The sequence below is a fragment of the Streptomyces sp. NPDC058464 genome (genome assembly GCF_042721035.1).
Lineage (GTDB): Bacteria > Actinomycetota > Actinomycetes > Streptomycetales > Streptomycetaceae > Streptomyces.
In genome coordinates this window covers 131507-145112 of record NZ_JBHXMA010000011.1, presented here as the reverse complement: position 1 = coordinate 145112, position 13606 = coordinate 131507, and the positions used below count along the sequence as shown (strand labels likewise).

The window sequence follows — 13606 nt, the reverse complement described above, 5'->3', positions numbered from 1 at the left end:
GCCTTCGTTCCCCCGGACGTGGGAAGGCACGGCAAAACGGATCAGAACCGAGGTGTACGCCCATGGAGGCCCCGCCGGACAACGACGTGCTGTGGGCACGCTCCCTGCACTTCCGCCACCAGGACGGCTCACCCGGGATCACGGGCATCTCGCTCGGTGTGCGGGAGGGTGAGATCCTCGCCGTGAGCGGTCCGCGCGGCAGCGGCAAGACGACGCTGCTGAGATGCCTGGCCGGCCTGGTCCCGGCGCAGGGCGGCGAGGTCTGGTTCAACAGCAAGGCCGTGCACCGGATGGGCCCGTTCGCCCGTGAACGGCTGCGTCGCGACCGCTTCGGCTGGATCGACCCGGCCCCGACGCTCGTCCCCGAGCTGAACGTCTGGGAGAACACCGCGCTGCCCCTGATGCTGCGCGGCACCAGCAGGCGCCGGGCCAAGGTGGCCGCGCTGGAGTGGCTGGAGCGCCTCGACGTCGGCGACAAGGCCCGCAAGCACCCGGCCGAGCTCCAGCAGGCCGAACGCCAGCGCGTCTCCATCGCCCGCGCCCTCGCCCCCGCGCCCACGGTCCTCTTCGCGGACGAGCCGACGGCACCACTGCACCGCGCCGACCGCGCCCACGTGCTGCGCACGCTCACCACGGCGGCCCGCTCGCACGGCATCACGGTGGTCCTCGCCACGCACGACGCGGAGACGGCGGCCCTCGCCGACCGCAAGGTCGCGCTCCTCGACGGCCGCCGGGTGCACACGGTCCACCTCCCGCCGGTCCCCGAAGCGGAAGGCCGGGCCGAGTGCTCGCTCTCCGTCTGACCCGCGCCGCCCGCCCGGCCGTCCACCTGCGCCGCCTCCTGGTGGCCGCGGCGGCGGCGGGCACGGGCTTCCTCCTCCTCTCCGCCCTCGGCTACGCGCTGACCCACCCGAGCCACTCCACGGCGGCGCTCCTGCGCCTGTCCTGGTGCGCGATCCCGCTCGCCACCACGGTGTACCTCGCGGTCGCGGTGGCCCGCACCGACCCCGGCGCCAGGCCGCGCACCGGACTGTCGGCCTTCGGCCTGGGCCCGGCCCGCCTGATGGCGATCGCCGCCCTCAACACGGCCCTCGCCTGCACCCTGGGCTCCCTGCTGGCCCTCCTGGTCTTCCTCCACCTGCGCGGCGACCTCACGGGCATGCCGTTCGACGGCGCGGCGAAGGACTTCCTGGCGGCGAACAGGTCCCTGCCCGTCCCCGCGGCCCTGACCCTCCTGACCATCCCCCCGCTCCTCGCCTCCACGACGGTCGCACTGACCCTCCGCCCCCGCGACCTGCCCCACCCCGCCACCCGCTCCCGCATCTACGGCCGCTTCGGCGCCTACAACAGAACAGCGAAGCCCGAATCCTTCGGCACCTACGGCCGCTTCGGCGCCCGCTTCTTCCGCGGCCCTGCTCCCCACACCCAGCCCGCGGACGACACCGAGCCCCCCGTCCAGCCCGCGGACGACGCCCCACCACCCTCGCAACCCGCGGGCAGTCGTGCCGCTGGGGTGGTACGGGTGGGCACTGGGGGTCCCCCCTCTGGGGGAGGCACCCTGCCAGCGCCGGCAAGCGACACCCCGCCCACCCCGGCCCCAGCACACGGCACCCAGGCACCCGACCTCCCCGCCACCCCACCCCCAGGCCTCCCCTGGGGCGTCGCCGTCCTCGCCGCAGGCCTCGCCGTGGAGTCCTACGCCGGCCTCACCGAGACCACCCCCCGCACCGCCCTCCCCGGCGGCCTCGCCGTAGGCCCCGTCGGCGTCCTCGCCGGCTGGTCCCTCACCGCCCTCGGCCTGATCCTCGCCGCCCCCGGCCTCACCCACCTCTGCGGCCGCCTCCTCCAGTCCGTCCGCCCCGGTGCCCGCCGCCTCCTCGCCGGCCGCGTCCTGATGACGGAGGCCACCCGCCTCGGCCGCCCCCTCGGCGTGGTCTGCGCGGTGGCGTCGGCGGCCTTCGCGGCCATCGCCCTCTCCGGCGACGACGGCAGCGCCCCCGCCTTCGGCCCCCTCACGGCTCTCGGCGGCCTGCTGGTGACGGGCTGCACGGTCGCCACCCTCCTCACCGCCGCCGTGGAGGCCCGCGAGTCCCGCGCCGACACCACCGCGGCCCTGGTCCGCCTGGGCGCCCCGGCGACCATGCTGCGCAGCGCGGCGGCCCTGCGCGCCGGCGCCCTGCTCACCTTCTTCGGCCCCCTCACCCTCCTGATCGCCGAGCTCGCCGCACTCCCGCTCGCACGCTGAAAGGCCGTACGAACAGATCCGGACCCGGCGATGACTTTCGCCGGGTCCCCCGGTCTATCCCCGCGAACGGCACGACACCCGAGGGAGAGACCCCACATGTACCAGCAGATGATCTTCGTGAACCTGGCCACCGACGACGTCGCCGCGTCCCGGAAGTTCTTCACGGAGCTGGGCTATTCGATCAACCCCCAGTTCAGCGGCGACGACTGCTCCTGTGTCGTGATCAGCGACACGATCATCGCGATGCTGCTCAGCAAGCAGCGCTACGCCGACTTCACGAAGAAGGAGATCGCCGACTCGACGAAGACCAGCGAGGTACTGCTCTGCCTGAGCGCGGAGAGCCGCGAGAAGGTCGACGAGCTGGTGGCGAAGGCGGTCGCGGCCGGCGGCACGGCGAACGACGACGTCCAGGACCAGGGTTTCATGTACGGCCGTTCCTTCGAGGACCTCGACGGCCACTCCTGGGAGATCGTGTGGATGGACCCGGCGGCGGTCCAGGGCTGACGCCTAGAGTGGGCGGGTGCCTCCGACACCCGCCCAGCGCCCCGCCCCGCCGCATCCCGCCCAGTCCCGGCCCGCGCAGCCGCACCGCGCCGCCCGTGACCGGGAGATCGAGTCCCTCGCCGAGTTCGACGAGGTCGTCGCCGCGCACGGGACGCTTGCCCGGTACCGGCTCCAGGCCGTCGATCTGACGGACCGTACGGACGCCCTGCTGGCCACCGACACCACCGGTGCCGTCTTCCTCGGCTGCCCGATGTCCGCCGAGGCCGCCGCCCGGGTCGGCGCGTCCGGCGCCCTGGTGTTCCCGCCGGTCCCGGACCTCCCCTTCGACCCCTACCGCGCCTTCGTCTACACGCCCGGCGAGCTGTTCGAGTCGCTCGACGCGGGCTACGAGGCGACCCCGGACGCCCGTTCGTACGCCTGGTTCGAGCAGACCAAGGCGGACGGCGACATATTCGGCTCGATGCTGCGCTCGATCCACGACGACGCGGTCTCCGACGCGCTGGACGAACTCCTCGTCGGCGCCCGGGTGGTGGGCGTGATGGGCGGGCACGCGATGGCGCGCGGCACGGCGGAGTACGCCGGTGCCGCCCGGCTCGGCCGGGAGCTGGCGCGGGCCGGCTTCACGGTGGCGACCGGCGGCGGGCCGGGCGCGATGGAGGCGGCGAACCTCGGCGCGTACGCGGCGCCCTTCGACGACGTGATGCTCGACGAGGCCCTGGAACTCCTCGCCAAGGCACCGTCGTTCCGGCCGTCGGTCACCGACTGGGCGCGCGCCGCCGTCGAGGTCCGCGACCGCTGGCCGGACGGCGGCCCGTCGGTCGGCATCCCCACCTGGTTCTACGGCCACGAACCACCGAACGCCTTCGCCGCGCACATCGCGAAGTACTTCGCCAACGCCACCCGCGAGGACGGCCTGCTGGCCCGCTCCAACGCCGGTGTGGTGTTCCTGCCGGGTGCCGCCGGGACCGTACAGGAGATCTTCGACAACGCGACGCCCAACTACTACGAGTCACGGGGCGAGCCGACCCCGATGGTGCTCGTGAACGAGGCGCACTGGAGCGAGAAGCTGCCGGCCTGGCAGCTGCTGACCTCGCTCGCCGGGGAGCGCGCGATGGCGTCCCGTATCGCCCTCGTTGACCGGATCGAGCAAGCTTCACAGGCACTGAAACGCCTCGGTGATTAATAAGCGGGCAAAGTCAACGCACGTGGACCGCATATGCATTGACACTACTTATGGAGCGCTTATAGACCTGTGAGCCTCCCGGGGATGCTGATGCCTCACCTCACCGTTGCGTCAACTCCCCCCACTACCCCCCGCAGTTATGCACTCAGTAAGGACAAACGTGTCCATATCCCGCCGCAGCGCGCGCCGTTCCGTGCGCATCCTGGGTGTTGCCTCCGCGTCGGCCGCGCTGGTTCTGAGCTTCTCCAGCAGCGCTCTCGCGTGCAACATCAAAGAGTTCTCCGCCGAAGCCACCTGCGACGGCTCCAACGGTGTCATCACGGTGACCGATCAGGACGCCACTGGTACGCCGGCCACCATCACTGTCTTCCTGGAGACCAACGGCGCCGACGCCAAGCAGGTCGGCGACGAGCAGACCGTCAAGGGCTCCGCGAAGGGTACGCAGGTCACCTTCTCCGAGGACTGGGCGCCCGACGCGACGTACCGCGTCCACGTCAAGGTCGACAGTGGCAAGACCCAGATCGACACGGACATCACGCCGAACCTGACGACCCCGTCGACGGCGTGCAAGTCCGACGACAGCGCCAGCCCCTCCCCGTCGGAGTCGGCCACCCCGTCGCCGTCGGAGTCCGAGTCCACCCCGGCCGAGTCGGACTCCCCGACCCCGTCGGCCACGGACAGCAGCAGCACCGCCCCGGCGTCCACGTCGGACAACGCCCCGTCCCCGGCCGTCGGTGAGTCGAACCTCGCCGAGACCGGTGCCAACTCCAACACCGGCCTGATCGCCGGTATCGCCGCCGCGCTCGTGGCGGTCGGCGGTGGCGCGGTCTGGTTCGGCATGCGCCGTCGTGGCGCGCACAGCGCCAACTGACGCACCTCACGCTCGTACATCGTCGAGGCCCGTCCCCGTATCCCCGGGGGACGGGCCTTGGCCGTACCCGCGCCCGGTCAGTCCAGTACGACGGTCTCCGCCGCGTCGAACTCGACGCCCACCGCGTCCCCGGCCTCCGGTGCCTCCCGCAGCGCGCAGGCCGCCGCCAGACGGGGGGCGCCGCCGTCCCGGGGCTGGAGGTGGACGGTGACATGGGTGCCCTGGAAGGTGCGGGCGGCCACCGTGCAGGACAGCCCCGCGTCGACGCCGACCAGCCGTACGCCGGCCGGCCGTACGAGCAGCGTCCGCGTCCCCTGCCCGGAGCCCTCGGGCACCGGCACCTTCCCCCACGGCGTCACCGCGACCGTTCCCTCGACGGTCGCCGGGACCACGTTGTCGAAGCCGAGGAAGCGGGCCACGAACTCGTCCGCGGGCCGCTGCCAGACGTCGAGGGGCGTACCGGACTGGGCGATCCGCCCGTCCCGCATCACCACCACCCGGTCGGCCAGCGCGAACGCCTCGCCCTGGTCGTGCGTGACGGCGAGCACGGTGGTACCCAACCGCCCGAACAGCTCCCGGAGTTCGACCACGAGCCGCTCCCGCAGCGAGCGGTCGAGCTGCCCGAGGGGTTCGTCGAGCATCAGCAGCCGGGGCCGGGGCGCCAGCGCCCGGGCGAGCGCCACCCGCTGCTGCTCCCCGCCGGAGAGCCCGGCGACAGCCCGGCGGGCCGCACCCGGCAGCCCCACTAGCTCCAGCAACTCACCGACCCGCTCGGCCTGTTGTGCTTTCCCCTCGCCGCGCATCCGGAGCCCGAAGGACACGTTCCCGCCCACGTCCCGCTGCGGGAACAGCTGGTGGTCCTGGAACATCAGCCCGACCCCCCGCCGATGCGCGGGCACCCGGGCCTGGTCGTGCCCGTCGAGCAACACCCGCCCGGAGTCCATGGGTTGCAGCCCGGCCACCGCCCGCAGCAGCGTCGACTTGCCGCTTCCGCTCGGCCCGAGCACGCACACCACCTCCTGCTCGGCGACTTCGAGATCGACGGCGTCCAGCACGGCCCGCGCGCCGAACCGCACGGTGGCCGCGTCGAGAGTCAGCAGCATCAGAACTCCCCCGTCCGGTCGGTCCGCAGCCGCTCCAGGACCAGCAACGCCACCGCGCACACCACCATCAGAATCGTGGAAAGGGCCATCGCCTGGCCGTAGTTGAGATCACCGGGGCGGGACAGCAGCCGGGCCACGGCGACCGGCAGGGTCGGGTTGTCCGGCCGCGCGATGAACACCGTCGCGCCGAACTCCCCCAGCGACACCGCGAACCCGAACCCCGCCGCGATCAGCAGCGCCCGCCGCACCATCGGCAGGTCGACCTCCCGCCACACCCGCCACGGTGCGGCCCCGAGCACGGCCGCCGCCTCCCGCAGCCGCTCGTCCACGGCCCGGAGCACGGGCAGCATGGTCCGTACGACGAACGGGACGCCGACCAGCGCCTGGGCGAGCGGGACGAGGATCCAGGACTGGCGCAGATCCAGCGGCGGCTTGTCGAGCGCGATCAGGAAGCCGAAGCCGACGGTCACCGCGGACACCCCGAGCGGCAGCATCAGCAGCGCGTCGAACCCCCGCACCAGCCGCCCCGCGTCCCGCCGGGCCAGCGCGGCGGCCGCGAGTCCGCCGATCACCACCGCGATGGCGGTGGCCGCGACCGCGTACTCCAGGGAATTGACCACCGACTCGATCGGCGCGACCAGGAAGGTCCCGCCGTCCGAGTCGCCCAGAGCCCGGTAGTACCCGAACCCCCCGTCCAGCGACCGCCGCACCAGCACGGCCAGCGGCAGCACGAGCAGCACGGCGATGGTGGCCAGGACCCCGGCGAGCAGCGCCCACTGCCCGGCCCCGCGCGGCCGGCGTGCCGTCACCGACGGGTCCACCAGCCGCAGCGCGCTCTCCCGCCGCCGTACCGTCCACGCGTGCACGGCGAGGATCGCGCCGACCGCGGCGAACTGCACGATCGTCAGGACGGCGGCCGTGGAGAGGTCGAAGATCTCGGAGGTCTGCCGGTAGATCTCCACTTCGAGGGTGGAGAAGGTGGGCCCGCCGAGGATCTGCACCACGCCGAAGGAGGTGAAGGTGAACAGGAACACCATCAGCGCGGCGGCGGCCACGGCGGGCGCGAGCGCGGGCAGGGTGACCTTCCGCCAGGCGCCCAGCGGGGAGGCGCCGAGCATCCGGGCGGCCTCCTCCTGCCGGGGGTCCAGCTGGGCCCAGAGCCCGCCCACGGTCCGTACGACGACCGCGTAGTTGAAGAAGACGTGCGCCAGCAGGATCGCCCAGACAGTGGTGTCGAGCCGTACCCCCCACCACTCGTCCAGCAGCCCGCCCCGCCCGACGAGCGCGAGGAAGGCGGTCCCCACCACGACCGTCGGCAGCACGAAGGGAACCGTCACCACCGCCCGCAGCACCTGCTTGCCGGGGAAGTCGAGGCGGGCGAAGACATGGGCGGCGGGCAGCGCGGCCAGCAGGGTGAGCGCGGTGGAGGCGAGCGCCTGCCAGGTGGTGAACCAGAGCACGTGCCGGATGTCGGACTGGCCGAGGACGTCGGCGATCCGGCCGAACCGCCAGACCCCGTCGACCTTCAGGCCGCGCGTGACGATCGCCGCGACCGGCCAGGCGAAGAAGACGGCGAAGAACGCGACGGGCAGGGCCATCAGCCCGAGCCGCGCCGCGCTCCCCGAACGGCCCTTGTGCGGGGCTACTTCAGTACGAGTGACGTCCACGTCTTGACCCACTGGTCACGGTTGGCGGCGATCTTGTCGGGCGCCATGGTCTCGGGATCCTGGGCGGCGGGCCCGTACTCCGTGAACTCGGCGGGCACGCTCGCGCCCTTCACCACCGGGTACACGAACATGTTCAGCGGCATGTCCTCCTGGAACTCCCTGGAGACCAGGAAGTCGATGAGCGCCTTGCCGCCCTTGGTGTTCCCGGCGTTGCTCAGCAGTCCCGCGAACTCGATCTGCCGGAAACAGGTGCCGGTCGCGACGCCGGTGGGCGCGGTGCTCGGCTTCGGATCGGCGTAGATGACCTCGGCGGGCGGCGAGGAAGCGTACGACACGACGAGCGGCCGGTCGCCGCCCGCCTTCTTCCCGCCGGCCGAGCCGGAGAACTCCTCGTTGTAGGCCTGCTCCCAGCCGTCGACGACCTTGACGCCGTTGGCCTTGAGCTGCTTCCAGTAGCCCTGCCAGCCTCCCCCACTCTCGGCTTCGCTCGAGCGGGAGGTGCCCCCATCCCCGTACTGCGCCGCGGACCCGAGCAGGAAGCCGAGCCCCGGCGAGGAGGTGGACGCGTTCTCGGTGACGAGGAGGTTCTTGTACTGGGGCTTGACGAGGTCGGCGTACGACGTCGGCGGGGTCAGCTTGTGCTTGCTGAAGTACGCCTTGTCGTAGTTGACGCAGATGTCGCCGTAGTCGATGGGCGTGACCCGGTGCTCGGCCGCGTCGAGCTGGTACGCCGTACCGACCGTGTCGAGCCCCTTCGCCTCGTACGGCTGGAAGAGACCGTTGTCGAGGGCCCTGGAGAGCAGGGTGTTGTCGACGCCGAAGAAGACGTCGCCCTGCGGGTTGTCCTTGGTCAGGATCGCCTTGTTGACGGCCTGTCCGGCGTCGCCGTCCTTGAGGACCCTGACCTTGTAGCCGGACTGCTTCTCGAAGTCCTGGAGCACGTTCTTGGAGACGGCCCACGAGTCGTGGCTGACGAGGGTGACGGTCTTGGAGTCGGAGTCGGACCCGCTGTCCGACGACGAGCACGCGGACAGCGTCACGAGCCCGAGCCCGACCGCCGCGGCCACGATGGTTCTGGTGTGCCTGATGTGCACTGGTTCATTCCTCCTGGAGTTGACCAGGAAGAGACGCGGCCCTGCCCGCGGTGTGCGGGCAGGGCGCAACAGCTTGAGTGATGACCGAACTTCCTACCCAGAATGACCTGGGCGAGGTTCAGAGGGTCTGCGGCCCGGTTGCCGCACTCTCAGCGCTGTGGCGCTCCCCTGTCGGATTATGAAGATGTGTTGGCCAGATCCTACCGCTCGGTGTCCAGGGCGGTTACCTCTCGGTGGCCGCGAGCTGACCACAGGCCCCGTCGATCTCCTGGCCCCGGGTGTCCCGGACGGTGACCGGCACCCCGTGCGCCTCGATCGCCTCGACGAACGCCTTCTCGTCCTCCGGCCGCGACGCGGTCCACTTCGAACCCGGCGTCGGGTTCAGCGGGATGAGGTTGACGTGCACGGGCTTGCCCTTGAGCAGGCGCCCCAGCCGGTCCCCCCGCCAGGCCTGGTCGTTGATGTCGCGGATGAGCGCGTACTCGATGCTGAGCCGCCGCCCGCTCTTCTCGACGTACTCGAACCCGGCGTCGAGGACCTCGCGCACCTTCCACCGCGTGTTCACGGGGACGAGGGTGTCGCGCAGTTCGTCGTCGGGGGCGTGCAGCGAGATCGCGAGCCGGCACTTGAAGCCCTCGTCGGCGAACCGGTGGATGGCCGGGACGAGTCCGACGGTCGAGACGGTGATCCCGCGCTGCGAGAGCCCCAGTCCGTCCGGCGCGGGATCGGTGAGCGCCCGGATGGCGCCGACCACCCGCTTGTAGTTGGCGAGCGGCTCCCCCATCCCCATGAAGACGATGTTGGACAGCCGCGCGGGCCCGCCGGGCACCTCGCCGTCCCGGAGCGCCCGCATCCCGTCGACGATCTGGTGCACGATCTCGGCGGTGGACAGGTTCCGGTCGAGCCCCGCCTGCCCGGTCGCGCAGAACGGGCAGTTCATCCCGCAGCCGGCCTGCGAGCTGATGCACATGGTCACCCGGTCCGGGTAGCGCATCAGCACCGACTCGACGAGCGTCCCGTCGAAGAGCTTCCACAGCGTCTTGCGGGTCGTCCCCTCGTCGGTCGACAGATGCCGCACGACGGTCATCAGCTCGGGGAACAGCGCCTCCCGCAGCTTGTCCCGCGAGCCGGCCGGGATGTCCGTCCACTGCTCGGGGTCGTGCGCGTACCGCGCGAAGTAGTGCTGCGAGAGCTGCTTGGCACGAAACGGCTTCTCCCCGACCTCGGCCACCGCGTCCTTGCGCTCGGCGGGCGAGAGATCGGCGAGATGCCGCGGCGGCTTCTTGGCTCCGCGCGGCGCGACGAAAGTGAGTTCTCCGGGCTTAGGCATAACCCAACCAGTGTCGCAGATCAACTGTGGTGGCCCGCGACCGTGGGTTTCGGCGGGGGGCCGGGGGCTCAGCGCCCGGCGGTGGTGATGATGGCGAGGAGGGCGCCGAGGGGGTCGAGGAACATGGCGAAGCGGCCGATGCCCGGGGCTTCGGTGACCGGGATGAGGACGGTGGCTCCGGCCTCGGTGGCCCTGGCCAGCGTGGCGTCGCAGTCGGTCACCTCGAAGTACGGGTGCCATTCCGGGGTCGATCCGGCGTCGAGGTTGGCCTGGGGCAGCTGCATCAGCCCGCCGTGGGCCGCCGCCGGGCCGGCGCCGGCCGGGGTGAGGATCGTGTAGGTCAGCCCCGGGCCCATCGGCACGTCGCGGGTCTGCCAGGAGAAGACCGACTCGTAGAAGGCCTTCGCCGCGCTCGCGTCGGTGGTGTACAGCTCCGTTCTGGCGAGGCTGCCGGGGACCGCGACGACGTCCAGGCCCTTGGTCTCGCCCGGCTGCCAGACCGCGAAGTCCGCGCCGGTGGGGTCGACGAAGGCGGCCGCCCGCCCGAAGGCGAAGACGTCCGCCGGGGCGATCCGGACGCTGCCGCCCGCCTGCTCCACGGCCTTGGCGGTGGCGTCGGCGTCCGGGGTGTGGAAGTACACCCGCCAGGACGCGCTCGCGCCCTCCTCGGTGAGCGGGCCGATCCCGGCGACCGTCCTGCCGTCCTGCTCGAAGAAGCCGTAGCCGCCGGCCTCCGGTCCGGCCGACCGGTGCTGCCAGCCGAAGACGGCGGAGTAGAAGGCGGCGCTCGCGCCAGTGTCGGGGGTGCCCACGTCGAGCCAGTTCGGGGCGCCGGGAACGTACTGGGTCGTCAGCATGGCGGGGTCCTCCTCGGCCGTCCGCGGCCGTCTTCGCTCACCAGGTCACGGGCAGCGTACGCGGTCCCCGGATCAGGCCCTGGCGCTGGAACTCGACCTCCTCGGGAGGTACCGCCAGGCGGATGTCCGGGAAGCGGGCGAGGACCGAGCCGATCATGGTCTCGGCCTCCATGCGGGCCATGATCGCGGCCATGCAGTGGTGGGGACCGTGGCCGAAGGCCAGGTGGGGGCCGTTGGTGCGGTCGAAGTCCAGGTCGTCGGGGTCGGTGAAGACCGCGGGGTCGCGGTTGGCGGCGACATAGGCGTTGTAGACGACCTCGCCGGCCCGGATCAGCTGGCCGCCGACCTCGACGTCCTCGACGGCGACGCGCGGGATGCCGACGCCGTTGCGGTGCGGGACGTAGCGGAACAGCTCGTCCACGGCCTTGGGGAGCAGCTCCGGCTCACGGCGCAGCCGGTCCAGGTGCTTGGGGTGGGTGAGCAGCGCGTACATCATCGAGCCGCTGTTGTTGCGGACCGCGTGACCACCGCTGACCTGGATGGCGGTGGCCAGGGAGATCGCCTCGTCGCCGGTGATCTCGCCGTCCGCGGTGGCCTGGGCCAGCACCCCGGCGAGGTCCTCGCGGGGCTCCTCGCGGCGGCTCTGCAGCAGCTCGGAGATCCGGGCCCGGGTGGTGCGGGCGGCCTCCCGGGCGCGCGCCTCGGCGTCGGGGCCCGCGGAGAGCAGGGCCTCGCCGGTGGCCGCCCAGCGGTGCCAGTCCTTCTCGTCGACGCCGAGGAAGTCACGGATCACGGCGATCGGGAAGGGGCCGTGCAGATGCTCCATGAGGTCGGCCGGCGGGCCCGCGGCCTCCATCGTGTCGAGGAGTTCACCGGCCCGGCGCTCCGCCATCGGCCGCAGCCGCTGCATGGCCCGCCCGGTGAAGGCCCGGGCGACGACCCGGCGCAGCCGGTTGTGCCGGGGCGGGTCGATGTACTGGAGGCCCGCTGTCTGGGAGGCCACGGGAGCCGGGCGCATGCTGGTGATGTCGCGGCCGACGACCGCCTCCCGGGAGAAACGCGGGTCGGAGGTGACGAAGCGGACGTCCTCGTACCGGGTGACCAGCCAGGCGTCCCCCTCGCCGTGCGCGAGCCTGATCCGGGTGACCGGCTCGTCGCGCAGCAACTCGTCCAGGAACGGGTCCGGGTCGAGCGCGGGCAGATCGTCGACGGGCCAGAACCGCACCGGCGGAGGAGGCGGGGTCGGGGACGGGGTGGAGGCCGGGGCCGGGTCGAGGGGCATGGGCACACTCCCTGCACGCCTGAAGACGCGCACTCCCTGCACGTCTGAAGACACAGCGTCCTCACAGGGAGTTTGCCTCCGACCGACATGACCATGCGATTTCTGCTGCGTCATCCGGGGCCGAGATACCGCCGAGCCCCCGCCCTGTGAAGGACGGGGGCTCGCCTACGACAGCTGTACGGCAGCCACTGCCGACGTGTCTGTAGATCGGCCGCCGCCGACGAAGGAGATCGGCCGCGGCCGGCGAAGCGGATCAGCCGCTGCCGACGAACAGCACCATCAACAACCACACCACCGGCGCCGTCGGCAGCAGCGAGTCCAGTCGGTCCATGCTGTGTCGACTTGCCGCTACCGCGGCGTGGCGCCGTGGCCCACCGTCACCCACTCCCGACGAACAAGACCATCAACAACCACACCACCGGCGCCGTCGGCAGCAGCGAGTCCAGTCGGTCCATGATGCCGCCGTGGCCCGGGAGCAGCGTGCCCATGTCCTTGATGCCGAGGTCCCGCTTGATCATGGACTCGCCGAGGTCGCCGAGCGTGGCGCTGGCGGCGACCGCGAGGCCGAGCAGCAGGCCCTGCCACCAGGTGCCGTCGTCGATCAGGAACTGCATGCACAGCGCGCCCGCGACCATCGCGAACAGCACCGCGCCGACCAGGCCCTCGCGGGTCTTGCCGGGGCTGATGCGCGGAGCGAGCTTGTGGGTGCCGAAGCGCCAGCCGACCGCGTAGGCGCCGGTGTCGCTGACCACCGTGAGGAGCAGGAAGGTCATGACCCGGAAGGGGCCGTCGTCGGCGGTGAGCATCATCGCGACGAACGTGGCCAGGAACGGGACGTAGAACGCCGCGAAGAGACCCGCCGTGACATCCTTGAGATAGCCCTCCGGCGGTTCCGTCATCCGCCAGACCAGGATGGCCAGACCGGTGAGCGCCAGGGCCACCCAGGCACCCTCCGCGCCCCGGGCGTAGCCGGCCACCACCATCGCGGCGCCGCCGAGCGCCAACGGGACCAGGGGCGCCTTGATGCCCTTGCGCTCCTGGAGCCGGCTGGTCAGTTCCCACAGGCCGACCACGACCGCGACCGCCACGACGCCGACGAAGACGGCCTTGACGACGAACAGGGACGCCACGATCACGACGCCCAGTCCGACGCCGACACCTATGGCCGCACCCAGGTCGCGTCCCGCGCTCTTCTTCTGCGGCACGGGCGCCGGCTGTGGGGCGTCGGGCATGGGCTCCGGATTCTGCGGCGCCGCCGCGTGAGGCAGAGGCTGCGCCGACGGGGTGTCGTTGCGGAACGTCTCGTCTCGGAACAAGGGGCCGCTCAGCCGAGCGGCCCCCCGATCGTCGTCCTGGTCTGAGCCGTACGCGGGTACGTCGTCGGGCACGATGGGCATGGGGCGAGTCTGAGGCGCGTTCTGCGCATCGTATGCGGGACCCGCCGGGACGGCTCCCTGGACATGCCCCTGG

12 protein-coding genes and 1 riboswitch are annotated in these 13606 nt (G+C 72.0%); of the genes, 5 read left to right on the top strand and 7 right to left on the bottom strand.

All coding sequences use genetic code 11. The features are described from left to right. The first annotated feature begins 62 nt into the window (after window positions 1–62). The 5 genes from ACFWPQ_RS17270 to ACFWPQ_RS17250 all read left to right on the top strand — a co-directional run bounded on the left by ACFWPQ_RS17270 (window position 63) and on the right by ACFWPQ_RS17250 (window position 4803). Window positions 63–803, top strand: coding sequence for an ABC transporter ATP-binding protein (locus ACFWPQ_RS17270; protein ID WP_384034682.1), 741 nt, complete (start codon window positions 63–65; stop codon window positions 801–803). Then, window positions 785–2245: a hypothetical protein gene (locus ACFWPQ_RS17265; protein ID WP_384034679.1), complete on the top strand. Its 1461-nt coding sequence runs from the start codon at window positions 785–787 to the stop codon at window positions 2243–2245. The genes ACFWPQ_RS17270 and ACFWPQ_RS17265 overlap by 19 nt, the downstream gene beginning before the upstream one ends. A gap of 96 nt (window positions 2246–2341) precedes the next feature. Beyond that, complete coding sequence (locus tag ACFWPQ_RS17260; protein ID WP_384034677.1) at window positions 2342–2749, top strand: VOC family protein; 408 nt, start codon at window positions 2342–2344, stop codon at window positions 2747–2749. Window positions 2750–2765: 16 nt separating this feature from the next. Continuing rightward, on the top strand, window positions 2766–3932 hold the full coding sequence (locus ACFWPQ_RS17255) for an LOG family protein (protein WP_384034674.1): 1167 nt from the start codon (window positions 2766–2768) through the stop codon (window positions 3930–3932). Between the two features lie 160 nt (window positions 3933–4092). Beyond that, window positions 4093–4803: an LAETG motif-containing sortase-dependent surface protein gene (locus ACFWPQ_RS17250; protein WP_384034671.1), complete on the top strand. Its 711-nt coding sequence runs from the start codon at window positions 4093–4095 to the stop codon at window positions 4801–4803. Window positions 4804–4880: 77 nt separating this feature from the next. Here ACFWPQ_RS17250 and ACFWPQ_RS17245 read toward each other — a convergent pair whose 3' ends face one another. The 7 genes from ACFWPQ_RS17245 to ACFWPQ_RS17215 form a co-directional block, all read right to left on the bottom strand. Continuing rightward, on the bottom strand, window positions 4881–5906 hold the full coding sequence (locus tag ACFWPQ_RS17245; protein ID WP_384034667.1) for an ABC transporter ATP-binding protein: 1026 nt from the start codon (window positions 5904–5906) through the stop codon (window positions 4881–4883). Continuing rightward, window positions 5906–7504 carry an ABC transporter permease gene (locus ACFWPQ_RS17240; protein ID WP_384034952.1) on the bottom strand — a complete coding sequence of 533 codons (1599 nt, stop codon included), beginning with the start codon at window positions 7502–7504 and terminating at the stop codon, window positions 5906–5908. Before ACFWPQ_RS17240 ends, ACFWPQ_RS17245 begins: the two co-directional genes overlap by 1 nt. A gap of 44 nt (window positions 7505–7548) precedes the next feature. Further along, window positions 7549–8667 (bottom strand): thiamine ABC transporter substrate binding subunit, encoded by a 1119-nt coding sequence (locus tag ACFWPQ_RS17235; protein ID WP_384034664.1) that lies wholly within the window; start codon window positions 8665–8667, stop codon window positions 7549–7551. 72 nt (window positions 8668–8739) lie between these two features. Then, a riboswitch (TPP riboswitch) is annotated at window positions 8740–8847 on the bottom strand. 43 nt (window positions 8848–8890) lie between these two features. Next, complete coding sequence (rlmN, locus tag ACFWPQ_RS17230) at window positions 8891–9997, bottom strand: 23S rRNA (adenine(2503)-C(2))-methyltransferase RlmN (protein ID WP_361289566.1); 1107 nt, start codon at window positions 9995–9997, stop codon at window positions 8891–8893. Window positions 9998–10065: 68 nt separating this feature from the next. After that, window positions 10066–10854, bottom strand: coding sequence for a VOC family protein (locus ACFWPQ_RS17225; protein ID WP_384034661.1), 789 nt, complete (start codon window positions 10852–10854; stop codon window positions 10066–10068). Between the two features lie 37 nt (window positions 10855–10891). After that, window positions 10892–12136, bottom strand: coding sequence for a cytochrome P450 (locus ACFWPQ_RS17220; protein WP_361289572.1), 1245 nt, complete (start codon window positions 12134–12136; stop codon window positions 10892–10894). A 377-nt stretch (window positions 12137–12513) separates the two neighbouring features. Further along, window positions 12514–13533: a phosphatidate cytidylyltransferase gene (locus ACFWPQ_RS17215; RefSeq protein ID WP_384034657.1), complete on the bottom strand. Its 1020-nt coding sequence runs from the start codon at window positions 13531–13533 to the stop codon at window positions 12514–12516. Between the last annotated feature and the right edge of the window lie 73 nt (window positions 13534–13606).

What these genes read in the sequence shown, in the direction of transcription:
- ACFWPQ_RS17270 (WP_384034682.1), top strand. Translation starts at nt 63, where the DNA reads ATGGAGGCCCCGCCGGACAACGACGTGCTGTGGGCACGCTCCCTGCAC.
- ACFWPQ_RS17260 (WP_384034677.1), top strand. Translation starts at nt 2,342, where the DNA reads ATGTACCAGCAGATGATCTTCGTGAACCTGGCCACCGACGACGTCGCC.
- ACFWPQ_RS17245 (WP_384034667.1), bottom strand. Translation starts at nt 5,906, where the DNA reads ATGCTGCTGACTCTCGACGCGGCCACCGTGCGGTTCGGCGCGCGGGCC.
- ACFWPQ_RS17240 (WP_384034952.1), bottom strand. Translation starts at nt 7,504, where the DNA reads ATGGCCCTGCCCGTCGCGTTCTTCGCCGTCTTCTTCGCCTGGCCGGTC.
- rlmN (WP_361289566.1), bottom strand. Translation starts at nt 9,997, where the DNA reads ATGCCTAAGCCCGGAGAACTCACTTTCGTCGCGCCGCGCGGAGCCAAG.
- ACFWPQ_RS17225 (WP_384034661.1), bottom strand. Translation starts at nt 10,854, where the DNA reads ATGCTGACGACCCAGTACGTTCCCGGCGCCCCGAACTGGCTCGACGTG.
- ACFWPQ_RS17220 (WP_361289572.1), bottom strand. Translation starts at nt 12,136, where the DNA reads ATGCCCCTCGACCCGGCCCCGGCCTCCACCCCGTCCCCGACCCCGCCT.
- ACFWPQ_RS17215 (WP_384034657.1), bottom strand. Translation starts at nt 13,533, where the DNA reads ATGCCCATCGTGCCCGACGACGTACCCGCGTACGGCTCAGACCAGGAC.